The 24,585-nt window shown below is 72.2% G+C and carries 22 protein-coding genes; 6 read left to right on the forward strand and 16 right to left on the reverse strand.

The features are described 5' to 3' along the window. Window positions 1-21 precede the first annotated feature (21 nt). Together VFW71_00835 and VFW71_00840 are read right to left on the reverse strand one after the other, a co-directional pair. Window positions 22-495: an ATP-binding protein gene (locus tag VFW71_00835; protein ID HEU5001310.1), complete on the reverse strand. Its 474-nt coding sequence runs from the start codon at window positions 493-495 to the stop codon at window positions 22-24. Window positions 496-572: 77 nt separating this feature from the next. Continuing rightward, window positions 573-1,331 (reverse strand): deoxyribonuclease IV, encoded by a 759-nt coding sequence (locus VFW71_00840; protein HEU5001311.1) that lies wholly within the window; start codon window positions 1,329-1,331, stop codon window positions 573-575. Between the two features lie 140 nt (window positions 1,332-1,471). Between VFW71_00840 and VFW71_00845 the strand changes: the two genes are divergently transcribed. Continuing rightward, window positions 1,472-1,663, forward strand: coding sequence for a hypothetical protein (locus tag VFW71_00845; protein HEU5001312.1), 192 nt, complete (start codon window positions 1,472-1,474; stop codon window positions 1,661-1,663). 240 nt (window positions 1,664-1,903) lie between these two features. On the opposite strand, the gene VFW71_00850 is transcribed toward VFW71_00845, so the two are convergent. Genes VFW71_00850 through rmuC form a run of 4 tightly spaced genes read right to left on the reverse strand, consistent with a single transcriptional unit; the run spans window position 1,904 to window position 10,560 of the window. After that, window positions 1,904-5,218, reverse strand: a complete 3,315-nt coding sequence (locus tag VFW71_00850; GenBank protein HEU5001313.1) for a UvrD-helicase domain-containing protein — start codon at window positions 5,216-5,218, stop codon at window positions 1,904-1,906. Then, window positions 5,215-8,187 (reverse strand): ATP-dependent DNA helicase, encoded by a 2,973-nt coding sequence (locus tag VFW71_00855; GenBank protein ID HEU5001314.1) that lies wholly within the window; start codon window positions 8,185-8,187, stop codon window positions 5,215-5,217. Before VFW71_00855 ends, VFW71_00850 begins: the two co-directional genes overlap by 4 nt. A gap of 4 nt (window positions 8,188-8,191) precedes the next feature. After that, entirely contained in the window at window positions 8,192-9,631 is a 1,440-nt protein-coding gene (locus VFW71_00860; protein ID HEU5001315.1) for an NYN domain-containing protein, read from the reverse strand. 29 nt (window positions 9,632-9,660) lie between these two features. After that, window positions 9,661-10,560, reverse strand: a complete 900-nt coding sequence (gene rmuC, locus VFW71_00865) for a DNA recombination protein RmuC (GenBank protein ID HEU5001316.1) — start codon at window positions 10,558-10,560, stop codon at window positions 9,661-9,663. Window positions 10,561-10,717: 157 nt separating this feature from the next. Here rmuC and VFW71_00870 point away from each other — a divergent pair, with 157 nt between their 5' ends. Both VFW71_00870 and VFW71_00875 read left to right on the forward strand, forming a co-directional pair. Next, window positions 10,718-11,461: an HAD family hydrolase gene (locus VFW71_00870; GenBank protein HEU5001317.1), complete on the forward strand. Its 744-nt coding sequence runs from the start codon at window positions 10,718-10,720 to the stop codon at window positions 11,459-11,461. Window positions 11,462-11,660: 199 nt separating this feature from the next. Continuing rightward, complete coding sequence (locus VFW71_00875) at window positions 11,661-12,380, forward strand: hypothetical protein (GenBank protein HEU5001318.1); 720 nt, start codon at window positions 11,661-11,663, stop codon at window positions 12,378-12,380. Window positions 12,381-12,420: 40 nt separating this feature from the next. Here the strand turns inward: VFW71_00875 and VFW71_00880 are convergent, their stop codons facing one another. Further along, window positions 12,421-13,533, reverse strand: a complete 1,113-nt coding sequence (locus tag VFW71_00880; GenBank protein ID HEU5001319.1) for a DUF3048 domain-containing protein — start codon at window positions 13,531-13,533, stop codon at window positions 12,421-12,423. A 49-nt stretch (window positions 13,534-13,582) separates the two neighbouring features. After that, window positions 13,583-14,701, reverse strand: coding sequence for a DUF3048 domain-containing protein (locus tag VFW71_00885; GenBank protein HEU5001320.1), 1,119 nt, complete (start codon window positions 14,699-14,701; stop codon window positions 13,583-13,585). 270 nt (window positions 14,702-14,971) lie between these two features. On the opposite strand from VFW71_00885, the gene VFW71_00890 reads away from it, so the two are divergent. Together VFW71_00890 and VFW71_00895 are read left to right on the forward strand one after the other, a co-directional pair. After that, entirely contained in the window at window positions 14,972-15,682 is a 711-nt protein-coding gene (locus VFW71_00890) for a response regulator transcription factor (protein ID HEU5001321.1), read from the forward strand. After that, window positions 15,682-17,145, forward strand: a complete 1,464-nt coding sequence (locus VFW71_00895) for a HAMP domain-containing sensor histidine kinase (protein ID HEU5001322.1) — start codon at window positions 15,682-15,684, stop codon at window positions 17,143-17,145. Before VFW71_00890 ends, VFW71_00895 begins: the two co-directional genes overlap by 1 nt. Here the strand turns inward: VFW71_00895 and VFW71_00900 are convergent. From VFW71_00900 to VFW71_00935, 8 genes are all read right to left on the reverse strand, one after another. Beyond that, window positions 17,063-17,707, reverse strand: a complete 645-nt coding sequence (locus VFW71_00900; GenBank protein HEU5001323.1) for a TlpA disulfide reductase family protein — start codon at window positions 17,705-17,707, stop codon at window positions 17,063-17,065. The two genes, VFW71_00895 and VFW71_00900, sit on opposite strands and share 83 nt — an antisense overlap. 19 nt (window positions 17,708-17,726) lie before the next feature. Further along, the gene (locus tag VFW71_00905) at window positions 17,727-18,689 is read right to left on the reverse strand and encodes a hypothetical protein (protein HEU5001324.1); all 963 of its coding nucleotides are present in this window, start codon (window positions 18,687-18,689) and stop codon (window positions 17,727-17,729) included. Between the two features lie 10 nt (window positions 18,690-18,699). Then, window positions 18,700-19,341 (reverse strand): TlpA disulfide reductase family protein, encoded by a 642-nt coding sequence (locus VFW71_00910; GenBank protein ID HEU5001325.1) that lies wholly within the window; start codon window positions 19,339-19,341, stop codon window positions 18,700-18,702. Beyond that, window positions 19,338-20,075 (reverse strand): cytochrome c biogenesis CcdA family protein, encoded by a 738-nt coding sequence (locus tag VFW71_00915; protein ID HEU5001326.1) that lies wholly within the window; start codon window positions 20,073-20,075, stop codon window positions 19,338-19,340. The genes VFW71_00910 and VFW71_00915 overlap by 4 nt, the downstream gene beginning before the upstream one ends. 96 nt (window positions 20,076-20,171) lie before the next feature. Then, complete coding sequence (locus tag VFW71_00920; GenBank protein ID HEU5001327.1) at window positions 20,172-21,038, reverse strand: class I SAM-dependent methyltransferase; 867 nt, start codon at window positions 21,036-21,038, stop codon at window positions 20,172-20,174. A gap of 38 nt (window positions 21,039-21,076) precedes the next feature. Beyond that, on the reverse strand, window positions 21,077-21,916 hold the full coding sequence (locus VFW71_00925; GenBank protein ID HEU5001328.1) for a hypothetical protein: 840 nt from the start codon (window positions 21,914-21,916) through the stop codon (window positions 21,077-21,079). Between the two features lie 110 nt (window positions 21,917-22,026). Next, on the reverse strand, window positions 22,027-22,404 hold the full coding sequence (locus VFW71_00930; protein ID HEU5001329.1) for a hypothetical protein: 378 nt from the start codon (window positions 22,402-22,404) through the stop codon (window positions 22,027-22,029). A 185-nt stretch (window positions 22,405-22,589) separates the two neighbouring features. After that, on the reverse strand, window positions 22,590-23,378 hold the full coding sequence (locus VFW71_00935) for a class I SAM-dependent methyltransferase (GenBank protein ID HEU5001330.1): 789 nt from the start codon (window positions 23,376-23,378) through the stop codon (window positions 22,590-22,592). Between the two features lie 137 nt (window positions 23,379-23,515). Here VFW71_00935 and VFW71_00940 point away from each other — a divergent pair, with 137 nt between their 5' ends. Then, on the forward strand, window positions 23,516-24,421 hold the full coding sequence (locus tag VFW71_00940; protein ID HEU5001331.1) for a hypothetical protein: 906 nt from the start codon (window positions 23,516-23,518) through the stop codon (window positions 24,419-24,421). Window positions 24,422-24,585: the final 164 nt, after the last annotated feature.

A 24,585-nucleotide genomic window follows, 5' to 3' on the forward strand; every position in this document is an offset into this window, starting at 1 on the left:
CAGCTTACCGTCCGGCTCCCTTCAGAGGGTCGAGTGGGCGGTCTGGCCGCCCTGCTGCCATGGCTTCTCCACATCCATCTCGAACCATACGCAGGTGGTCGGCTCCTGCCGCACGCCCCACCGGTCGGCCATCTGCCCGACGAGGTACAGGCCGCGCCCGCCCTCCTCAGGCAGGTCGGGGGCAGGTGGGGGCGTGAAACCCCAGCCCCCGTCGCGCACCTCCACCCGGACGGTGGAGTGCCCCACACACACGTGGAGGTCAATGGGTGCCCCGGCGTCGGGCGGGGCGTGGCGGTAGCTGTTGGTGACCAGCTCGGTGACAAGGAGGCGGATATCGTCCAAGCAGTCTGGCACCACCACGGGCCGGAGCCGATCCAGGGCACGCCGCGCCTCGGCGGGCGCGTGCGGCGAGGGGGGCAGGCGTCGGGTGAAGGAGGTGGGAAGACGTGGCGGGCGCAGCTGATGGTGCAGTTGGCGCGTGATGGGATAATTCATACTAGTCCATTACCCAGGGATGCCCGCTTTCCATCCCCGCCGTCATTACCCGTACAGATTTTCTACGCGCGCGGTTGTCAACCCCCCGGCAGGCCTCCCCGGAGCCAGGCGATGTCCTCGCCGATGCCGGGCCACGGGGTCTCGAAGATCGCCACCGGGGCCCCGGCAGCCTCGACCATCGCCCGGATGACCTCCGGGGGGATCTCGCCGGCGGCGACGTTGGCGTGGCGGTCCGCCCCGCTCCCCGCCGCGTCCCGGGAGTTGTTGACGTGCAGGAGGTCGATCCGGCCGGTCACCGCCTTCGCCCGCTCCACCACTGTGGCGAGGTCCTCGCCGGCGGCATGGGCGTGGCAGGTGTCGAAGCAGAACCCGGCCGGGAACCCGGCGAGCGCCTGCCAGAGCCGGTCGAGCTGCTCGACGTAGCGGGCGACGGCGTTGTCGCCCCCGGCGGTGTTCTCGATGAGGATCGGCACCGGGAACTCCCGCTCCTCGAAGACCTTCCACCACCGCCGGGGCCCCTCGGCGGGGTCGTCCTCGGCGTGGCCCCCGTGCACGATCACCCCGGCGGCGCCGATCACGGCGGCAGCGTCGGCGGTCTGGGACAGCGTCTTGCGGGAGGGGACCCGGACCCGGGGGTTGGGGTGGCAGATGTTGAGCCGGTAGGGTGCGTGGACGTAGATGGGGATCGGCGACGCCTTGAGCGCCTCGGCGTCGGGCCGGGGGGCCGGCTTCTCGAAGCTCTGCGGGTCCCCGAGGAAGATCTGGATGGCCTCCGCCCCCAGCGTCCGAGCGTCGCCGAGCGGATCCTCCTGGCCCACATGTGCCCCGATCAGCATGGCGGCAGCCTACCCGCCGGGGCTACGGCCCTGCGCCGATGCACCACCTGCAATTCTTTGGCCCTCTATCGCAATATCAAGGCTTTTTTGTCATAGGGTATCCGTAGCCTGACGGCAGTCTCGCCAGAGAGGAGGTCGTCATGGCTACCTGCAGGACATGCGGCGCAACCATCGAGGTCCCGGAGGGCTGGTCGGTGGGGCCGGCCGCCCGGCGCCATTACTGGGCCGAACACCCCGACGCGATGCTGCGCCACCGGGCGGACCGGGCCGCCGAGGAATCGCTGCCCGCCGAGCCGGCGAAGGCACCGAAGCCCAAGCGCCGGAAGGCGTAGACGGTTCACCCCCGTGCCGGCGCTCCCCGCGCCCCCATACCCAGAGGTGGAGGACTTTTGTCCCGGATACCGGGACATTTGTCCCCCACTTCGACGGCTGGGCGCCCCGGGCCGAGGCGGGGACGTGCGGGAGACCGTCTGATCCCGTTCCCGTCCCTACGTCCGGGAGGAACCTGGTGGGTCCCCGGCGGCGGGCAGGCGGACGGGTCGGAGGGTCTCCGGCCCCCGTCCCACCGAACCTCAGCCCGGGGCGTCGGCGAGGCGGGCCGCCACTGCCGCCAGAGCCTCGGCCCCCTGCTCGGCGGTCAGGGTCCGGCTCTCGGTCGTCCCGTCGGCCAGGTAGCAGTAGGTCACGGTGAGCGGGCCAGGCCCCGCCACCCCGAGCTCCCGGAGGGCGGCGGCGTAGATGGCCAGCTGGTCCACCTCGGCCCCGGCCACCCGCTGGCCGGTCTTGAAGTCGACGACCTCCAGGCCGCCGTCCTCGGTCTCGTAGACCGCGTCGATCCGGCCCTTCACCACCCGGCCCCCGACCTTCAGCAGGAAGGGGAGCTCGGCCATCGGCTCGCCCGAATCCAGCCGGGCCAGGCGCCGGCTGGGGAAGCCCATGGCGGTGAACGTCTCCCGCAGCTCGCCCACCCGGGCGGGCTCGAGTGGCAGGGAGGGAGCATCGAGGGACTCCTCGTCCGCCAGGCCCGTGAGGCCCCGGGCCTGCTCCTCGATCCAGCGGTGCACCTCGACGCCCACCCGGGCAGCGGCCGAGGTCCGTAGAGGAGGAGGCGCCGGCGCCCCGGCGTCCTCCGGCCGGGCGCCCCCGCCCGGGGCCCGGTCCGGTGCCCAGCCCGGGGGCGCGGCGAGCATCCCGGCCACCTGGGTGGCGGAGACCGACTTCGGCAGCGTCCGGGGGGCGTGCGCGCCGTCCCCCGGGTCGGCGACCAGGGCGTCCGCCACCGCCCGGTGCTCCCGGAGCAGCTCCTCGGCCCGCAGCCGGGCGGCCGGGTCGAGACGCCCCAGCACGCCCTCGGCCGAAAGCGTGCGGGCGACCAGCGCGTCGAGTGCCGCCGGGTAGCTCGCCGGGGCATCTCCGGCCCCAGCCCCGGCCCCAGCCCCGGCCCCATCGCCGGGCGCAGACCACCCGGCGAACCAGCTGTCGGGCCGCAGGCGGTGCGGGGGGTCGGGTGGCCAGACCGCCAGCGCCCCGAGGCGGGCGAGCAGCGGGTTCTCGGCTGGCATGGCGTCGGCCTCGAGAGTCACGGTCTCCGGGTCCGACGCCACCTCGTCGAAGAACTGCGATGGCCCCCGGGGCTTGCCGTGGCGCTGGTACCACCAGGCCGCCGTGACATACAGGCGGTGGCGGGCCCGGGTCACGGCGACATAGAACAGGCGGCGCTCGTCCTCCACCGCCCGTTCCCGCAGCTCTGCCAGCAGCTCGGCTTTCTTCCGGGGCCGCCCGTCCGGCAGCCAGGGGCTGGGCAGGTGGGCGGCGTCCTCCCGCACCGAGTGTGGCAACTGGCCGTGCGAGGTCATCGGGTTGGATACCCGTTCGTCCGGAAAGATCGAGTCCACCCGGTCGCCCTTGTCATTGGTCCGGGCGGCGACCCCGGGCACGAACACGACGTCGAACTCCAGGCCCTTGGCCTGGTGCACCGTCATCAGCTTCACCGAGTCGATGTCGCTCGGGCTGGCCATGTCGAGCGTCTCCTCGACCTCCTCGGCAGCGTCGAGGTAGGCCAGGAAGGCGGGCAGCGACGGCTCGCCGGTGACGGGAGCGAACGCCGCCACCGCCGACAAGAACCCGGTGATATTCACCAGGCCCGCCGGCCCCCGGGTCTCGAGCGCCTCGGCGATGCCGGTCTCCCGCACCACCGCCTGGACCAGTTCGGGCAGGGGCTCCCCCAGCCGCTGCCGCAATGTGGCGATCTCGCCCCGAACCCGGCGCAGCCGGCGGAGGGCCTCGGGCCCCAGGCGGTCGATCTCCTCCACGTGGTCGAGGGCCTCCCACAACGAGTAGGCCACCTCGTCGGGTTCGGGCTCGATGCCCCGGTCGGGGGCCGGCTCGCCCTCCTCGGCTTGGACCCGGGCCTGCTCGGTGAGGTCCCGGGTCTGCTTGGCGGCCCACCGGGCCAGGAGGGCGACGTCCCGGTAGTGGATGCGCAGCCGCGGCCCCAGCAGGAGCCGGGCGAGCCACCGGTTCGAGGCCGGGCCGGGGTCGTTCACCACCCGCAGCCAGGCGATGGCATCCAGCACCTCGGGCACCTCGAGCAGGCCCGCCAGGCCCACGACGTCCACCGGGATCCCCCGCTCGCGCAGGGCGTCGTGGATCGGGCGGATGTGGGCCTTGCGGCGGACAAGGATGGCGCACTCGGACCAGGCCCCGGGCTCGCCGCCGCTGTGCAGGCGCTCGATCTCGCGGGCGATGAAGGCGGCTTCGGCGTCCTGGTCGGCGGTCAGCTTGACACCCACCCAGCCCTCGCCGTTGGCGGGATGGGCGTGCAGCTCCCGGCCGGGCCGGCGGCCCGGCGGCACCCGCTCGATCAGCCGGTTGGCCACCGCCAGGATCTTGCGCCCGCTGCGGTAGTTCTCCGACAGCGTCAGGTAGTCGTGGGCCTCCCCTCCACCCCCCGTCGCGATCCGGAGGAAATGGCGGGTGGGGAAGTCGATGAGGTTGAACAGCGTGGAACCCCGCCACTGGAAGATGTTCTGGCGGGCGTCGCCGACGGCGGTGACGTTGCTGCCGGTGGGCGCCAGCAGCTGGATGAGGCGGCGCTGGGCGACATTGGTGTCCTGGTACTCGTCCAGCAGGACGGCCGGGAAACGGTTGCGGAGATCGGTGGCGACCACCGGGTGGCGCTCCAGGATCTCGACCGCCCGGGTCACCTGGTCGCCGAAGTCGATCCGGCGGGAGGCCACCTTGGCGTCCAGGTAGGCCCGCACCACCCGAGCCAGCTCGATCCGCCGCCGGGAGCAGACGACCGCCTCGTCCGGGAACTGCAGGGCGTCGGCGAGCACGCGCTGGTCCTCCTCGATGATCGCCTCGGGGGTGACCAGGTGGTTGGCTGCGGCGTCGGCCAGCCCGAGGACGCTGCGGCAGATCGAGGCCGGCGAGCGGGAGTCCACCGCGTCGAACGGGGGCAGGGTGTCGAAGCAGGACAGGAGGAGCTGCCAGCGCTGGGCCTCGGACAGCAGGCCCACCTCGGGATCGATGCCGATCCGCACGCCGTGCTCCCGGAGGAGGGCGTCGGCGAAGGCGTTGTAGGTGGCGATGACCGGGGATTCCGAGGGCCGGGGATCGAACTCGCCGAAGGCGTCGTTGATCCGGCTCTCCAGCTCGGCGGCGGCCTTGTTGGTGAAGGTGAGCCCCAGGATCTGCGCCGGCGAGACCAGCGCCTCCTCGGTCATCCACACCACCCGGGCGGCCATCACCGCGGTCTTGCCGCTCCCCGCCCCGGCGATGATGGCCACCGGCTCGGGGGCGTGCTCGATGGCGGCCCACTGCTCCTCGCTGGGCTCGTGGTCCCGCAGTGCCGCCCGGACGGCGGCGGAGGCCCGGCGGCTCATGGCCCGACCTCCAGCTCGGCGCCCTGCGGCCACAGCGGGCACAGCGCCTTGACCGCGCACCACATGCAGTCGGCCTCGGGCGACGGGGCGAAGTCCTCCGCCCTGACGCCGGCGATCAGTGCCGGGAGGCCCTTCAGGACCTCCTCGGCCTGCTGGGGGTTCTGGGTGCGCACGACCGGCTTGCCGTCGGCCCACGTGGCCCCCGGGTAGACCAGGCGGGCGGCGACCGGGGCACCCATCTCGGCGAGCTCGGGGTCCTCCCGGGCGGCGAGGTGGTAGATGGCGAGCTGGAGGGAGTGCTGCGCCTCGTCCAGGCTGGCGGCCCACTTGGCGGTCTTGTAGTCGGTGAGGGTCAGGTTCCTGCCCAACCGGTCCACCCGGTCGATGCGCCCCCGGAGCCGGGAGCCGCCGAAGGGGATGTCGAACCAGCGCTCCACAGCCACCACGGTGCGCGGGCGCTCGTAGGTCCAGAAGACCTCGAGCATGCGCTCCCCGTCCCGGCGGAACTGGCGGGCGATGGTGCGGTTGGGGAAGGCGGGCTCGAGGGCGTCGAAGCGCCGGCGGTACTCCGCCAGCACCTCGGGCGGGGTGGTCAGCTGGCCCTCGTGCACCGCCTGGAAAATGGCGTGCATCAGGGTGCCGAACTTCATCGAGTGGGTGGACGTCGGGTCGAGACCGAGCACCGAGGTCAGGAAGTACTGCAGCCCGCAGTTGTCATAGATGCTGAGCCGGGAATAGGAGGTGCGCAGCTCGCCCTCCTCCACCGGCACCGGGCCCTCGGACCATCCCCAGCGCCCGTACCACCGGTCGGGATCGCAGCCGGGCAGCTCGGCGAGCGCAACGGCGGCGGCGGCCTGGGCCTCAGGTTCGGCGGCCCGCTCCAGCGTGGCCCGAAGCCGGGCGCGCTGCTCGGCGTGGGTCAGTGCGGGCAGGTCCTGCGGGGGCGCGGCGACCGGGTCCGCCCCCAGCTCGCTGAGGAAGCGGCTGGGCCGGCCCCGACCGGACACGGTGCGGGAGACCGTGAAGAGCACCCGCCGGCGACCCCGGGTGGCAGCGACGAAGAACGTCCGGCGATCGGCGGCCACCGCCTCGACCTCCCGGTCGGTGATCTCGGGGATCTCGAGGGCGAGAGGGTCGAACAGGCCCTGCGCCCGGCGGCCCTTGGGGATCCAGGCGTCGAGGCAGCCGGCCACGATCACCGTGTCCCACTCCCGGCCCTTGGCTGCGTGGAAGGACAGCAGGGCCACCCGGCCGCGCTGCTCGGCGGGCGGCGGGAGCCAGGAGTCGGCGCCGAAGTCCGCCCGGGCGGCCTCGTTCAGGAAGTCCCGCAGCGTGGCGACGCCGTGGCGCCGCTCCACGAAGCGACCCAGCGCCCGGGCGAACGCCGAGATGGCGTCAAGCCGGGCTGCCGCCTCCCCGCCGGGCTCGGCCGCGGCCTGCTCCCGGAGCCCGCGGTAGTACGGGGCGGCGGCAACCACCTCCCACAGGCAGCGCTCGGGGTCGTCGGCGCAGCGCCGGACGAGGTCCCGCAGCCCCCGGAGGGTGTCCAGCTCGGCCGGCTCCTCCAGGGTTTCCACCAGCTCAGGGAGCGAACGCCCCGACTGCCACGCCAGGCGTTCCAGGCGCCTGCGACCGGTGTACCCCAAGCCCCCGAGCGGTCCGGCGAGCAGGCCGGGGAGGACCGCCTCCCATCCTTCCTCCTGGAAAGCGAACCGGGCGAGGTCGAGGAAACTCCCCACGGCCGGCTCGGCGCTGAGGGGCCGGTCCCCCACCAGCGTCACGTAGGGCACCTCCCAGCGGGTCAGCGCCCGCTGCAGCGAGCCGAGCAGGAAAGCGGGCTGGGAGAGGAGAACCGCCATGGCGTCCCACGCCAGGCCATCGAAGACGTGGGCGCGGCGCAACTCCCGGGCGATCTGATCGACCTCCTCGGCCGTGCTGCCGTACTGCCGGGACTCGAACTCGGTGGCGTGCGGGGCGGCGAGGGCCGGGCGCCAGCCGGTCAAGGGATCGTTGTACGCCGCCATCCCTTCGGCGGCTGGGGCGAGCGGGACCCCCAGGCGGTGATGGGTGCCGAGCACGATGCGGTGGCTGGTGCCGAACCACCGCTCGAAGCCGAGCACCCACTCGGGCTCCGCCCCGCGGAAGGCCTCGATGCCGGCGTCGGGGTCGGCGGCCACCGTGAGGTTGGCCACCTCAAGCTGGCCCAGCAGCTGGCGCTGCGCCCGGCTCAGCTCCTCCGCCTCGTCCACCAGGACATGGGGGAACCGCTGCCGGAGGCGGGTGCGGAGCTCGGCGTCGCCCTCCAGCATGCGGACGGTGGCGGCGATCAGGCCGGCGTAGTCGAGCCGGGCCTCCCGGAGCAGCGCCTGGGTGTACACCGCGTAGAAGCGGGTGACCTCCCGCCATTCCGGGCGGTGGGCGGCGAGCGCCTCCAGGTCGGCCGGGCTCATGAGGCGCTGGGTCACCCGGAGGCAGAAGTCGGCGACCTCGTCCACGAACGCCCGGTCCCGCAGCCGGTCGCCCCAGGTGGGCCAGTCGAGCGGCTGCTGGGCGTGGAGCAGCTCCCGGACCTTGCCCCACTGCTCGGGGCCGGTGAGCAGCACCGGGGGCTCCCGGTAGCCGAGGGCCGGGTAGTGCCGGGTGACGAGGTGGTAGCAGAGCGCATGCCAGGTGTACACCGGGATATCGACGACCGCGCTCCGGTCCAGCGCACCGAACAGCCGCTCCTTGGCCTCCATTGAATACCGCCGGTTCGTACACAGGAGGAGGATCCGGTGGGGGGCGAGGCCCGGCTGGGAGGCAAGCCGCAGGTACCTGCGCTCCAGCGCGGTGGTCTTGCCGGTCCCCGGCCCGCCGAGCACCAGGAGGGGGCCGCCATCGTGAGCGACGACGGCCGCCTGGGCTTGGTCGAGGGCCGGCGCACCCAGCATCACCGGGCTCACCACCGGGCTCACCACCGGGATCGCCACGGGCTCACCATCGTAGGAAGCCCGCCAGGTCCTCGGAGGACACCACGAAGGCCCCCTGGTCGATGCACCGGTGGCGGAGCTCGCGATCGGAGGTGACCACCACCGGGGCCTCGGCCCGGCCCGACTGCTCGGCCAGCTCCTCGACGATGAAATCGTCGGCGGTCTGGTCCTGGGTGAAGACCCGGGCGATGGTGCGCCGGCCGGTACTCGGCATCCAGAACCAGGACACCTTGTGCCCGTCGTAGACCACCATCACCGAGTTCCCCGTACGGGCGGCGTAGCGCTCCAGCGCCTGCTCCAGGACCCGGCGCTTGTCCTCCAGCTTCTCGGCAGCCACGTGGCCCAACCCGACGTTCCACCCGTCCACGATGAGCAGGAGGTGCTTGGTCTCCAGGACGCCTCTCGTGCCCAGGGCGAGGTAGATGTCGCGCAACTCCGCCGTGGTCGGGGGCGCCTCGGCGGGGCGCAGGGCGAAGACCGGGCCCGGGGCGGGTACCGGGATCCGGGTGCGCAGTTCACGCAGCTCCTGGCGAGCCCGCTGGTACCGGCTCTGCAGGTCCTGCTGCTCGGCGAGGAGGTCGCGCCGCTCCCGGCGGGCGGCGTCCACGGCCGCCTGCAGGCCGGCGACCTGGGCCTCCAGCTCGGCGGCCCGGGCCGCCTCGGCGTTGCGCTCCACCTGGGTCCAGCCCGCCCGGGACTCGGCGCTGTGCGCGTCTGCCCGCGCCGCCTCGGCCGCGGCCGACGCCCGTTCGATCCGCCGTTCCAGCCCCCGCCGCGAGCGGCGCTCGGCCCCCAGCTCCTGCTCCAGGCGGCGCAGCCGCTCCTGGGCCTCCAGGTTCTCCCGGGCCAGGGTGTCAATGATCCCGGTCAAGGTGTCCGAGCCCGCTCCCCGCTGGATGGCCCAGTCCGCCAGCGCAGTGGCGTCGTCGGGTCGCTCGGTGGCGAAGAGGAGCGAAACCGCGATCGGTGCCTCGAGATCGCCATCCTCGACCCTGGCGATCACCTCCTCGACGCTGCGCCCCTCCAGGCGCCCGACCTCCTCGTCGGACTCCTCGAAGATCCGGTCGTAGACCGCCTCAGTGAACTTGGCGTGGCGGCCGAGGGAGCCGAGGAGCAGATCCCGGTTCGCCCGGGACAGCTTCGGGTGGCGCCGGCCGGCAAGCGGGGCGAGCCGGGGCGGGAGGTCGGTGCGCAGCATCGTCTCCAGCCCGCCGACCGCGGCGTCGACAAGCGGCTGGACCAGCCAGTCGGGGACACCCAGCCCGTTGACCGCGGCCGGGGGGCCGGCGGGTTCCGGGGCGTCGGCGGTCAGTGGCTCGGGGGCATCCGGGGCTCCGGGGCCGTCTGCCCCTGGCCCGGTGACGTCGGCCACACTGGCCAACTCCTCGGGTGGGGCCTCGGGCACCAGCTCCCGCTCGACCTCGATCAGAGCCTCCTCATCCAAGAAGACCCTAGGGGGCCATCCGGTCCGGGTCAATCTTCGCCTCCCACGCGTGCGCCCATCTCGTCCCGCGACCAGAGCCCGTCCAGAGAGGTGCGGGCACCGACGACGAGTGCCCGGAGCTCGGCGGCGGCGTTGCCCGCCATCTTGAGGCCCCGGGAGAGCTGACCCTCGATCCGCTCCCCCATCTCCTGCAGGCAGCACCCCACCTCCTGGACCCGGCCGAGCAGCTGGGCCTGGTCCAGGTCGCGGGCGTAGGTGCTGTACAGGTTCCACACCGCCATCAGCACCGGGACGGCCAATGACCCGGAGACCAGCAGCACCCGGAGGTCCTTGGCCATCCGGTGCGCCCGCCGGCAGCAGGCGTACACCGGGTCGGGGACGACCATCACCGCCAACGGCGCGGTGAGCGAGGGCTCGATGTAGCCCGCTACCTCCCGGAGATGCCCGACCACCGCCCGCTCGACCTGCCGGCGGGCCTCCTCGGCGGCAGTGGGGTCGGTCTCCCCGGCCAGACGGTCCACCAGGGCCGTGGCCGGCCACTTGGAGTCGATGGGGAGAACCTTGCCTCCGGGCAGCACGAGGGCGAACTCGCACACCCGGCCGCCCACGGTGAAATCGCGCTCCACCATGTCGGGCGGGAACTCGCCGAGGGCGGCGGCGAGCAGGTTCTCGCCGATCCGGCCTTTCGACCAGGAGCCGGCGATCAGCCGCTCGATGCGGCCCACCGCGTCGGTTGCCTGCTCCTCGAGGCGGCGGCGCTCCTCGAACTTGCCGGCCAGCTGGTTCACGGCGGTAGCGGTCTGGTCCAGGCGGGTCTGGAGGGTACGGGCCGCCGCGTCCCCGTCCGGGCCGGGGGCCGGGCGGCGCCGGAGCAGCACGGCAGCCACCAGGATGGCCGCCGCCAGCGCGAACAGTCCTACCGTCATCATCGCTCTCCCTCGAGTCAAAGGCGGAGCTGTCGCTCCTCAGCCCCGATGCTACGGAGGGGGTACGACAAAAAACGGGGGGTTTTCGAAATGTGGAGAAGAAATTCGCCGAGGACGGTCCGGTCAGGGAAAGCACCGCCCCGTGGGACACTGTGCCCGCATGGCACTCCCCCAGCCCCCGGCGGCGGTCACCTTCGACTGCTGGTCCACCCTCCTGCGCGACCTCGATTCCGGCGGCGCCCGGCTGCGCCGCGCCGCCGCCCTGGCCGCCCTCGCGACCCGCCTCGGCAGCCCGCTCGAGCACGAGGCTGCGGTCGCGGTCATCGACCGTTCCTGGAACGTCCATGTCGAGGTCTGGCGCAAGGGGGGGCTCTTCGGCCCGGAGGGCGCCGCCCGGTGGTGCCTCGAGGACCTGGGCCTCCCCACCGACGCGGCTCATATCGAGGAGCTCGCCGAGGCCATCGCCATGGGCACCCTGGAGGTTGGGACCGCGGAGGTGGAGGGCGCCGGCCGGAGCCTGGAGGCCCTGCGCCGGGCGGGCATCCCCACCGCCCTCATCTGCGACACGGGCTTCACCCCGTCGCGCTGCGTTCGAGCGGCACTCGAGCGCCATGGCCTTGCGTTGGACCACTATTTCTTCTCCGACGAGTTTGGCGTCCCCAAGCCGGACCCGGCCATGTTCCGGGCCGCTCTCGACGCCACCGGATCCGCCCCCCGGGATGCCGTGCACATCGGCGACCTCCGCCGCACCGACATCGCCGGTGCACGGGCGGCGGGTATGGCGGCCATCCGCTTCGCCGGCGTGCACGACGACGACTGGCTGCCGGAGGACTGCGTGGGCGATGAGGAGGCCGACGCCGTGCTCTACGCATGGGACGACCTGCCGGCCCTTCTCGGCCTCTGACCGTCTACATCGGGGCCCGGCTAGACTCGAGCGGCATCATGGAGATCGGCCCCGAGGGTCCGCCTTTCGTCATCGAGCCCATCGACGACCCGGTGCCCGCCGCCGTGCCGGAACCCGAGCGGCAGGAACCCCAGCGGCAGGAACCCCAGCGCCGACCGCAGCCGACGCCCGAGAGGGTCCCCGAACCCGTCCCCGGCCGGTGAGCGACCTTCTCGATCTCCTCGCCCCCGACTCGATCGAGCCGCTCGTGGGCTGGCGCTACTGGCGGGCCGAGGGCGGCTGGCTGGCGTCCCTGAGCCGCTTCAAGACCTGGCCCCCGGGCGCGGCCCTGGAGGCCCGCTGCGACCTCCCCGAAAATGAGGCCCACCCCGAGCCGCCCCCGGGCATCAACTGCCCGTGCGGCCTCTACGCCGCCGTCGACCTGCCCACGCTCCAGGACCTGGCCCACCCGGACCTCAGCCAGCCACTGGTGGTAGGAGAGGTAGCCCTGTGGGGCCGGGTCATCCCGGCAGCCCGGGGGTTCCGGGCGCAGTTCGGCATCCCCCGCCACCTGTGGCTCGTCAAGGAGAGCCTCCCGCCGCAGGAACCTCTCGGCTGGCCCGGCGATCTCCCCAGTACCCTCGCCCGCACCTACCAGGTCCCCGTCGAGCTGTGCGCCGCCGACTGGGCGGTCTCGCCCGAGGCCCACGACCTCTGGCCGTCCGCCCAGGCCGAGCGGGTGGAGCGCCTGGCGGCGCACGCATTCCGGGACCGCTGGGAACGCCTCGCCGCAGCCAAGGCGGCCGGCGAGGAGGCCTACCGCCAGGAACTCGCCGCCTTCACCCGGACAAGCGAGCAGCGTTCCCGGGCAACGAACCCGGGCCCCGCCATGGGCACCCGGGAGGCCTACTGGGAGAGGCTCGGCCCCGTCCCCCGGTAGGGGGAACCGCGACGGGCAGCGGCAAGCCGGCCCGCCCGAACTACGACGCCGTCTCGGTCACCTGGGCCACCGGGATCGCCGTCGGCCCGGTCGCCGACGACGGCGCCAGCTCCACCCAGGTCTGCCCCGGCGCCAGCTGGATCGGTTGCCCGGTGGCGTCGTTGAAGGCGGTCGGGCTGGTGAGGGCCGACCGGCTCCAGACGCCGCTGACGCAGGTCCCCTGACGGCAGACCACGGCCGGTCCGGTGCCGGTCAGCGTCGGGACCGGCTGGTGCGAGCCACTGGGGTCCTCGATGAACGAGCTCATCGTCACCGGCACCATCTGGATCACGATGTTGGTGGTGGAGATCAGCGAGCCGTCGGACTCGTTGGCCGGCTGGGTCCCGTTGTAGAAGCGCTGGTACACGCCCGATGAAGCCACGTACTTCCAGGTCACATTCGAGTACTGGGAGAAGTTGACGTGCACGGCACCTCCCGGCGCCCCGGCCGTGGGGGTCGCCGAGAAGGTGAAGATCGGGGTCGGTACCCCCCCGGCGCCCTTGGCGTCGGACCGCCCGTACAGGGCGGAGGTCGAGGTGTAGAGGCTGTGCACGTCGTTGTTGCGGGCGGCATCCCGGGAGTAGCCCGCCCCGCTGTAGTCGATGTTGACCAGGATCCCGGCCTTCACGGCGTTGGTGATCGCCGCTTCGGTCGGCGGGCTGCCGCCGGCGTTGCCGAACAGGGGCTTGGGGAACTGCTGGAGCAGGTCGATGTCCTGCAGCCGGGAACTGCGCACGGGCTCGATCCGGGCGGCGTCGGAGCACTGGTAGATCGCCAGGAACCGGGTGATGCCCCCCTCGACCGGCTGCTCGTAGACGATGTCGGCGGTGTTGAGACCGGTCTGCGGCCGGGCCTCGGGCGCGTTCTCCACCTTGACCCCCAGCACCGGGCGGTTCGGGACCGACCCGCCCGAGGGCGCCACGCCGGTCAGCGGGCACACCGGCGGCGGGGCCGGAGACGACGTCGGCGAGGCCCCGCCCCCCTTCTTGTTGGCGGTGGGCGAGCTCTTCCCGCTGCAGGCCGCAAGGGCCATCAGCAGAGCCGCGGTTCCGGCGAACCACCGCAGTCCGGGCAGGCGGCCCGCGCGCGGCATCGAGGTGGTGGGCGTGCTCATCTCTCGGCGTTCCCCTCTCTGCAACGGGCCCGGTACGGCACCGGGGCCGTCACGACATCGACGGCGTTTGCGTGTTCGGCTCCAGCTCGACCCAGGTCGACCCCGGCTGCAGCGGGATCTGCGCCCCGGACGGGTCGAGGTACTGCGTGACACTGCTCAGCGCCGGGCGGCTCCAGGTCCCGGTCACGCACGCCCCCAGGCGGCAGACGACAGCTTTGCCGGTCCCCACGGTGCCCACGAGGTTTTCCTTCGTCCCCGTGATGTCCTCGGCGTACTGGCTGGGGGTCACCGACACGAGCTGGATGACGATATTCGCGGCCTGGATCTGGGAGCCGTCGGTCAGCTTGTGGGGCGACGAGCCGTAGCTGCGCAGGTAGACGCCCTGGCCGGCGTTCCAGGTCCACGTCGGGTTGTACGCCGGAGCGGAGAACGGGACGGTGACCACCGACCCGGCGCCCGACCCGGGCTCGACCGTCGCCGACACCCCCGCGGCGGCCGATGCGGTCGCGGTGACCGTCGAGGTCGCCGAGAAGAAGGTGAACACGGGCGCCGGGGCGGAGCCGGTGGTGCCCGCGGTCTTGTAGATCTCGGCGGTCGAGGTGTACAGGTTGTCCGGCTCAGCCCGGGAGGTGTCCCGGTGGTAGTCCCCCTGGTAGGGGGTGCCGGAGTAGTTGGCGTCGATCAGCCGGCCGGAGGCGGCGGCGGCGCTGACGTCGCTGATCACCTGGGCGATCCCGCCCGCATGGCCGAAGAGCACCTTGCCGTACTGCTGCAGGACGTCGAGATCGACGAAGCGTGCGCTGCGGATCGGCTCGATACGGGCGGCGTCCCGGCACTGGTACAGGGCGATGAACCGCGTGATGCCCCCTTCGACCGGCTCCTCATAGACGATGTCCGCGCTGTTCAGGCCGGTTTGGAAGCCCCTGGCCTGGGCAGTGTCGTTGGGCACCTTGACGGCGTACACCGGCCGGTTCGGCACGCCCGAGGGGGCTGGCTGGCCGGTGAGCGGGCAGGTGGGTGAGGGCGCAGTCGGAGCGGCTTCGGAGGACTCGGCGGGCGAGGGCGTCGGGCTGGATTGCACGTGCACCGCCTTCTTCGCCGTCGAGCACCCCGCCAGGCACACCGCGGCGAGCGGGCCGAGCGCCAGGGCCACCCCAGCGGACCGCAACCTCGCCGCGCTCATCATCATCTGCCACCTCTGGGCTGGGAACCGACGGGCAGCCGAAGGGGCCGCCCCGGGCATGACTCCGCCATGAGTACGCCATGAGTACGCCCCAAGGGGGCCCGAGCCGGACCATCCTGGGGCGGGGAACCGGGGCAGCTTACCCGCCGACGCTGCCCCGAAGCAAAGCCGGCACAACCCTGAAGCATGCCTGGGGACCCGGACCGGGACCGGCTTGGACCCGGGGGGGAGGCCCCGCCGATCTATCATCCGGGCATGAACGCCGGGGCCCCTGCAGGCCTCATCCTGGTGGTCGAGGACGAGCCCAGCATCGCTTCGCTCCTCACGCTCTATCTCACCGACAGCGGCTTCGAGGTGGTGACCGCGGGCGACGGCCTGCAGGCCCTGGAGCGGGCCGAGGCACTGCGCCCCGCCCTCGTGATCCTCGACGTGATGCTCCCGGGGATCGACGGGCTCGAGGTGTGCCGCCGCCTCCGGGCGACCAACCGCACGCCGATCATCATGCTGACCGCCCGGGACCAGGAGGTGGACCGGATCGTGGGCCTGGAGCTGGGCGCCGACGACTACGTGACGAAGCCCTTCAGCCCCCGGGAGCTGGTCGCGCGGGTGAAGGCCGTCCTGCGCCGGGTGGCCGAACGCCCCCCGGAGGCGCCCGCGGCCCGCGCCCCCACCGCCGAGGTCCTCGCCCTGGGCTCGGTGCGGGTCGATCCCGCCGGGCGGGTGGTGCACGCCGGCGACCGGGTGGTGGAGCTCACCGCCAAGGAGTTCGACCTCCTCGCCTTCCTGATCCGCAACCAGGGCGTCGTCGTGTCCCGGCGGCGGCTCCTCGAGGAGGTCTGGGGCTACGACCGGCCGGTGGACACCCGCACCATCGACTCCCACGTCCGGTCGCTGCGGGCCAAGCTGGGCGACGGAGCCGAGATCGTGAAGACCCTGCGCGGCGTGGGCTACAAGGCCGAGGCCTGATGCCGCGCCGCCGGTGGGGCGTGCGGGCCCGGCTGGCCCGCACCCTGGGCATCACCGCCGCCCTCTCGGTGGCGGGCACCGCCCTCATCACTTTCTACCTGGTGCGCCAGTACGCCGAGCAGCAGGCCCTGGACCAGCTCAGCCGCCAGGGCGCCGCCGCCGCGGCCGACACCGTCAGCCTGGAGTCCTCCGGCAAGGCACCCGAGCCCGCCCTCACCGCGGCCTTGAAGACGCTGCTCACCGGGTCTGGGGACCGGGTCGTGTACGTCACGCCCGCCGGCCAGATCCTGGGCCAGGACACCATCGCGATCGCCGTCGCCCGGGCCATCAACCTGACCCCGGCGGTGGGCGGCAGGACGGTCCAGGGCACGGTGCAGGTCCCCCAGGGGGACTACGTCTACGTCGCCGAGCCGGTGCCCGGCCGCCGGGCGCGGGGAGCGGTGTCGGCCGTCGTGCTCGCCCGGCCGGTGGGCCTGGCAGCCACGGTGTGGAAACCGGTGATCGGGCGGGTGCTCCTCGCCGGGGCACTGGCGGTGCTGGTGGCCATCGCCGCCTCGCTGTGGGTCGCCCGACGCCTGGCAGACCCGCTCCGCCGGGTGTCGGAGGCCACCCGCAAGGTGGGGGCGGGCGACCTGACCCAGCGGGTACCGGTCGAGGGGGCCGGCGAGCTTGCCGAGCTGGCCCAGCAATTCAACGCCATGTCGGAGGCCCTCTCCGAGGCCCGGCGGCGGGAGCACGAGTTCCTCGCCAACGTCAGCCACGAGCTGCGCACGCCCATCACCGCCATCCGGGGCTACGCCGAGGCCCTGGCGGACGGCACCGCCCGGGGTGCCGCGGGCGAGGCCGAGGCGGTCCGGGTGATCGGCGACGAGGCAGCCCGTCTGGAGCTGCTGGTCCGGGACGTGATCGACCTCGCCCGCCTGGGCGCGCACGAGTTCAGCCTCGACCGGCGCGCGGCCAGCCTGGGGCCCACCCTGGACGAGGCGGTCGCCACCCACGCCGCCCGGGCGGCCGCCGCCGGGGTGGTGCTGCGCGCCGGGGCGGACCTCGGTGGCGTCACGGTGGTCACTGACCCCCTCCGGGTGCGCCAGATTGCCAGCAACCTGATCGATAATGCCCTCCGGGTAACACCCGCCGGGGGATCGATCTCCCTCACGGCCCGGGCGACGCCGGACGAAGTGATCGTGGAGGTCGCCGACACCGGTCCGGGCATCGCCCCGGGCGACCTGCCCCACGTCTTCGAACGTTCCTACCTGTGGGCTAAGGCGCAGAGCCACCAACCGGTCGGCACCGGGCTGGGACTAGCCATCGTGCGCGATCTGGCGGTGGCGCTGGGCGGCCGGGTGGAGGTGGCGAGCGTGGTCGGGTCGGGGACGACCTTCAGCCTGCACCTGCCCCGCTCGGCGACGGGGACGGAGTCCCCGAGGGGGCCGGCGACGGCTGCACCGCCAGCATCGCCGTGATCTGGCTCACCATCTCCTGGGGAGTGATCGGCCCCACGATCTTCGTCCCGTTCCTGGTCCCCTCCGGGTCCCCCTGGCCGATGGCATAGAAGCGGTACCGGCTGTCGATGAAGAAGGTCTCCGGCACCCCCCGGACACCGAACTTGGAAGCCAGGGTGCCTTGGGGATCCCGCAGGCTGGGGTAGGTGATGCCGTTGTCCCGCTCGAAGATGGTGGCGTCGAGGTCGATGTCCTCGTAGTCGATCCCGATGAACTTCACCCCCTGGGCCTGGAACCGCTTGTACATGGCCTCCATCGTCGGCGCCTCCTCCATGCACGGGGCACACCACGAGGCCCAGAAGTTGATCACCACCGGCGTCCCGGCCAGGTCGGCCGACGACAGGCTCCCGCCGCCGATGATCTGCTGGGCGGTGAAGGCGGGGGCGGGGGTGTTCTGCAGGGCGTGGGGCGTGGTCGTGCGCACCAGGCCCACCGCGAGCACGACGATGAACAGCCCGGGCACGACGGCGAAGGCCAGCAGGCGCAGCACCCGCCGGGTCCGCGGCGTGATGGTGCTCGGCATGCAGCTCTATGCCACCCAGCTAGAGGAGGGGCTTCAGCGCCGCCTCGGCGAGGTCCGCCGTGAAGCCGCCCTCGAACCGGGACGCGATGACCCCGGTCTTGTCGATCATGAACAACCACGGCTCGCTGAGCAGCCCCCACTCGGTCATGGCGGGGGTGAGCTGGGGGTTCTGGGATCCTGCCTGCTGGGCGTTCAGGTAGACCTCGGCGTGGACGAAGTTGGCCTGGGTCTTGTACTTGGTCTGCACCGTGATGAGCTCGTCCAGGCTGGGGCCGCAGTTACGCGACTGGCAGAACTCCGGGGTGGCGACGATGAATGCCGTGGGCTTGCCGTTGCTGATGGCGTCCGCCAGCGTGATGTCGTGCATCATGCACGGCGGCGTGCGGGTGCAGATGGGGTTGACGCCGGCGGGATTGGCCACCGTGGGCGTTACCGTGGGGTGCGCCTTCTGCCCCTGGATCAGGGTGTTGGTGTGGCCCTGCGCGTTGACCTGGAAGGCGGTGGTGCCGATGAGGTTCTCCCCCGATGTGGTCTCCACGATGAGCGTCCAGTAGCCCACCCGGTCGAAGGTGAAGTGCACGGCATTGAGTCCCTTCGGAGTGGCCGGCCCGGGCTCGGCCTGGGCGTACCCGTACCATGGGGCAACCAACGGCCCGGTCGGGGTGAAGCTGGTGTCCTGGTTGGCGGTCGGGCTGAACCACACCCGGGCGTTGTCCTTGAAAATCCGCGTCCCGTTGGCGCCGGCGTGAGCGAGGAAGATGCCCACATAGTTGTCCACCCCCGACACGTAGTCCTGACCGGCCAGGAATGCCTGGAGCGTCTTGTCCCCCGCCGCCTTCTCCGCCTGGAGCAATTTGTTGATCGATGCCGCCTTGGCGACCCGCGCCGAGCTGCCGCACGCCTCCAGCAGCCCTCCGACCGCCAGGGCGCCGGCGCCCAGCAGCCCGGCGTGGAGCGCCTCGCGGCGCGTGTAGCGCTTCATGCCGCCCCCTTCACGCCGCCACCTTCACGCCGAGGTCGGTGGCGATCAAGGTGCGCAGCTCCTCGGGGGTCAGCTCGCCGATGTGCGCCTCGACCATCGTCCCGTCCGGCTTCACGAAGACGGTGGTGGGCGGCAGGAAGCGCAGCACCACCCGGCTGTACAGCAGGGCGTTGTCGTCGTAGGCCAGGGGGTAGGTCACCGCCCGCTGGTGGGCGAACTGCGTGGCGTAGGAGGCGATCTCGCCCTGCACACCGAGGAGGTCGAGGCCCAGGAAGGAGACCTGGCCCGCCGCAGCCTTGTACACCTGCTGGAGGCCGGGCATCTCCTGGATGCAGCTCTCACACCAGCTTGCCCAGAAGTTGATCACCATCGGCTTGCCGGCACTGTACTGCGCCAGGGTCATGACGTGGTTGCTGGCGAGGTCCTTCACCTCGCAGTCCATCGGCAGGGTGCCGCCCGGTGCGATGAGCGCCTTGGCGGCGCCGCAGTCACGCTCGGCGGCGGGCAGGAAGGGCGTGACCTTCTGGGCGTGCAGCACCACCACGACCGCAACCACCGCCGCGACCACCAGGAGCGTGGCAACCAGGGCGACCCAGGGCTTCCGGGGGGCCGGGGGCTCGGGGATTGGATCGCCGCCCACAGCGTCGCTCACAGCGTCCAGTGATGGCGGACGAACAGGTTCACCACCGGGGCCAGCAGTTGCTGCCAGGTGTCGGTGACCAGCAGCAGACCGATGCCGACCAGCAGGATGCCGCCTGTGAGCTCGATGCCCCGGGCGTGGCGCCGCACGAAGCCGAACGTCTTGCCCGCCCGGGAGTACGCCAGAGCGAAGATCAGGAAGGGGATGCCCATGCCGAGCGAGTAGACGAACAGCAGCAGCGCCCCGCGGGCGGCCGTCGTCGTATTGGCCGAGACCGCCAGGATCGCGCCCAGGACCGGCCCGACGCACGGCGTCCAGCCGAAGGCGAATGCCATCCCGAGGGGCACCGCCCCGCCCGGGCCCCGGCGGATCTTGCTCAGGTCGAAGCGCTTCTCCCGGTACAGGAAGGGCAGCCGGAGCACACCCAGTGAGGCCAGCCCCATCAGGATCACGAAGACACCCGAGATCCTGATGAACAGCGGGAGCTGGCGGAGCAGGAACGAGCCCAGCACCGAGGCGGTGGCCCCCAGCGCGGTAAAGACGACGGCGAAGCCGAACACAAAGAGCGCGGCCGCGCCCATCACCCGCTTGGTCTGGCGCCCTTCCCCGGACGACACCCCGCTCATGTAGGCCAGGTAGCCCGGGATCAACGGCAGCGAGCACGGCGTGGCAATGGAGATCACACCGGCCGCGAAAGCGATGGCGAGGCCGGCGACTCCGGCGGTCGACGGGGAGGCGAGCATCATGGGGAAATCATCGGGCGCCATTATCGCGGCGCCCGTCATGGAGGGGGGCTGTGGGTGCCCGGGGGCCGGAGCTCGGGGTGAGTCTCGGTGCCGGACCTAGGGTTTGTTGCCGGTTACGATCCCGTAGCCCCAGATCCCCTGGCGCAGGGCACGGTACTGGTCCCGGGCAGCGCGGACGTTGCCGTGCTGCATGTCGCTGCGCAGGCCCACCCGGTGCATGCCGGCGGCGATCGGGTAGCACGCCATCGTGACCCGGTACAGGCGCCGGCAGGAGCGCTCGACGTTCGGGGTGCAGTCCCGCTGGGTCACGTCGACGAAACCCACCTCCTCGGCATAGCCGGCGAACTCAGGCAGCGAGGAGAGGTGGGGCACGACCCAGCCCTCGAGCCAGGACTCCTGCAGGCGGTGCTCGGCGGGGGTGAGCGCCCGGTCGGCCCGGAAGCCGTCCTGGACCACGAAGCGCCCGCCCGGCTTCAGCACCCGGAAGGCCTCGGAGAGGTACTGCTTCTTGGATCGGGCGTAGTTGATGCTCTCCAGCCCATACACGATGTCGAAGGTGTTGTCCGGCAGGGCCATCTGCGTGTAGTCCTGCAGGGCGATGCGCACCCGGTCGCCCAGGCCGCGCTCGGCGGCGTAGCGGTTGCCCCGGGCCACCTGGTCGGGCGTGACCGTGATCCCGACGACGCTGACGTCGTGATGCTCAGCCATCCACATGGCGGTCCCCCCCACCCCGCACCCGCAGTCCAGCATCCGCATGCCGGGCTGCGGCCGGGCGTTGGCCGCCAGCACCCGGTTCATGTTGAGGAGCGATTCGGAGTGGTTGTGGGTGGTCTCGTCCCAGTACCCGAAGTGGATCGCCCGGTTGGACGGGTTGAGCCACAGCATGCGGTAGTCCAGCCACGTCTGGTGGTAGTACTCCGCGGTGGTCTTGGGATCACCCCGCACGACGGGTGGGCTTGCCATGGCGGGCATTCTACGCCGGTGCCGGCCCGTACCCGGAGCTAGTTGATGATGTAGTCGATGTATTGCGCCGGCTGGCTGTTGGCGGTGGACGGGTTGACGTAGAGGATCAGGCGGTACTTGCCCGTGGGGAAGCTCTGCCCGGTCGGGGTGTCGAAGCGGATGTAGAGCTGCCCGGTGGAGGTGGGCCCGGACAACGTCAGGTCCTGCGTACTCTCCACGTTGGAGCACAGCAGCTGGGCATAGGTGATGACCGTGCCGGTCACGTTGACCGACGGGTCGAGGGTGGCCACCACCAGGATCGAGTGCACGCTTGCCGCGGAGAAGGTGGTCTGCGGGCCGTGCGCCACGCCGCTGGAGTCCACCGAGTCCAGGTGCACGGCGGTCACGCCGACACCGTTGGTGGCCGGCGCCCCGGGCAGGGTGCACGCCGTGGGGGTCGGGCTGGCCTTGATGGAGGTGGGTTGCGGGGTCGGGTTCCCGCCGATCTGCCCGGGGAAGCTGAACGTGCTGCCCGGGGTCGGGTGGGTGATCGTGAAGGTCCCCTGGTTGTAGGTGACGCCGTTCCCGTTCCCGGTCGAGCCTCCCTGGCCGGTGGAGCCACTGGGCGTGGCGCCCGCCTTGGCCTTGGCCGTTGAGCTGGCCTTGGGCGTGGCCTTGGTGCCCTTGGCCCCCGAGGCCGAGGTCGAACCGGGTGACGGCGTGCCGCCCAGGTTCACTGTGGCGACCCCGTCGCTGCTGCTGGCTGGCGAGGGCGTCCCCCCGATGTTCAGCTCCGCCGGAGCGCCGTTGTTGCTGGCTTGTGTGCTACACGCTGCCAGCACGAGCAGGGCCGCCAGCACGACGGCCGCCCATATCCCCGTCCGTATCCGCTGCTTCACCGGTTTCCCTCCGTTTGGAGCCTCCAGATGGACCCTAGCGGAAACGCGAGACGGCCCGAGGCGGGTGTGCACTCGGGCCGTCTGCGCTTCCGGCAACTAGCTGTGGATGCCTAGCCGTCGCTCCGGCAGTGCGTGGTCACGCCCAGCAGACCCTCGCGGAACAGGTCAGGGTCGTTGCCCAGCAGGCCGACGAGGCCGGCGTCGCCGCCGACGGACACCAGGTCGTCTTCCTGGTTGCTGCCCAGGCTCAGCAGGCCGTGGTCCGTGTCCAGGTCACCGGCGAGGTTCACACCCACCACACCGGCGTCGCCGCCGACCGAAACCAGCTCGTCCTCCTTGCAGCCGTTGCCCAGGACCCCCCCGAGCGCCCCACCGTCGCCCAGCGGCGCACCGCCGCCGAGGATCGGCAGGTTGATGTTGCCCAGCAGGCCGCCGCCCCCGTCGCCCCCGCCACCGGCGAATGCCGCCACCGGTGACAGCAGAGCCATGCCGGCCACAAGCCCCCCAACTACCCACATCCGTGCCTTCACTTCTGTCCCCCTTTCGAAAACCCCACTTCGTTATCAGGTTGTCGACGGGAGAATAGTACCTGAATTCGGGGGGATTTAAACGGTTCTTAGCAAATCCTAATAACCGCCGATTATGAACGTTTCTTCAGCCGGGCAGCGGCCCGCTATGGCGCTCTGCCCGGAAAGTCATAGGCGTACCAGGTGACCGCTCGCTGGGTCAGCCGGGGGACGTCGAGCGATCCGTAGGCCTCACGTGCCCATCGTCTTACCTCATCCGCAGCGCGGCGCCGGGTCTGCTCGGCAATCGGCCAAGTCCACGAGAATTCACCTCGTTCGAAGCGGCCAATAACGTCCTCCGGGCGCACCGGGCGTTCCTCATTGATGGGTGGGAGATCTCGTGCGACGGCTCCCAGCTCCTCCAAAGCGGCCCGCAGTTCGGCCGGCTCCCGCACACCGACGTGTGCCCGCTCGATGCCGGCGGCGGCCACGAACCGGTCCCGAAGCTCGTGGAGAGGGTCCAGCCGGCCCCCGGTCAGCGAGACCAGCAGCACCCCGCCCGGGCGGACCACCCGCCGCAGCTCGCGCAGCGCCTCGCGCCAGGGTGGGATGAGGTGGAACACGTGGGCCGCCAGCGCGCCGCCGAACGCCCCCTCGGGAAAGGGCAGGGCGGTGGCGTCGGCGAGCGCCAGCGGGAAGGGGATGGTGCCGCCCGCCTTCTCGACCAGCCGGGCCACCATGCGCGGCGAGATGTCCACACCCACCAGCGGGACCCCGGACCCGGCAAGGGGGAGCCCCACCCGGCCGGTGCCGACGCCGATCTCCAGGCACCGCCCGCGGCCGTCGAGTTCTGAGCGCAGCAGATCCATGACGCGGGCCTGGGTCTGCGGCCCTTCGGCGCGGGTGCCGTCGTAGTAGTCCGCAGCAACGTCGAAGTTGACCGACCCGGAACTCACCGGTCGGCCCTCGCACGCGTCGGCACCTGCTGGAGATCGGCCAAGGGACGGCTGTATCATCCCTCAGGTTTTGGGCTTATGAGGGCTCCCCTTTTCGGCCGGGTGGAGGGAACACGCCAATGCCAGAGGAATACTTCTTGAAGCTCGTGGCGCCCAAGGTCGCTCCGGCGACCGCCTCCTGGGAGTCGGGGCTGCCCGTCGAGGGCGGCCGTACCGCGCCCTTCATCGTGGACCGCGGGTGGGTGGGCCCGGCGGGGACCTACATCGAGGAGTGGTCCATCCGCCGCGGCGACGAGATCCTCTACCGCCATCCCCCGGCCTATATCTCCGTCCGGGGCCACCAGTCGGTCCGCCGGTTCACCGATACCGTGCAGGTGCCGGTGACGCTGCAGCCCGGGATCTACGACATCACCTTTGTGGTCGAGCGGTACCGCATGGGATCGTTCACGGTGGATGCCGCCTCCCTGGCCGAGCTCCACGCCGCCGCGGCCAGCGCCGCGGCCCCGCCCGCACCTGCCACCCCCGCCGCTCCTGCGGCCCCCGCTGCCTCCGTGGCTCCGGCCCGCCCGGCCCCCGCCGCCGCCCCCACACGGCCTGCCGCCGCCCCGGCGCCCGCTGCACCCGTCGTGGCCCCAGGCGAGGACCCCGCCGTGGTCCGGGAGCGGGTGTACCAGGAGGAGTTGGCGAAGGGCTCCGACCCGCGGGTGGCCCAGGCCCGGGCGAAGTCGGCCGAGATGCGGGCCAAGAAGGCGGCATCGGCGGCTGCCGAGGCAGAATCCGCCCCCGCCGCCGCACCGGTGGCCGCTCCCCCACCCCCGGCCCCGGTCGCGCAGCCCGCCGCGCCGGCTCCCCCGCCCTCGCCCTACGTGGACGGTGCGCCGGAGGGCGGCGGCGGCATGACCGCAGACCAGGGCGCCCTGGCGGCAAGCATCGTCTACAAGCTGGCCATCGAGGAGGGCCTCTCCGAGGAGGTGGCCACCGCCCGGGCCAAGGCCGCCGAGGTGCGGGCGCAGCGGGGCGTCTGGTGGCGCCCGGACTGGTAGGTCACAACTCGCCGCCCACATCCCGGGGACATTTGAGGATATGAGGGTCGGGCCTCGACCCCCTGCTCAGGGAGCTTCGTAGGCTCCACGGTTGTACGCAGCTCGAGCTCGGGGGAGGAGGCCCAGATGAAGGTTTACACCGGCATCGATGTCCACCGCTACCG

Source organism: Actinomycetota bacterium, assembly GCA_035765775.1.
In the GTDB taxonomy this organism is placed as follows: domain Bacteria; phylum Actinomycetota; class CADDZG01; order JAHWKV01; family JAOPZY01; genus DASTWV01.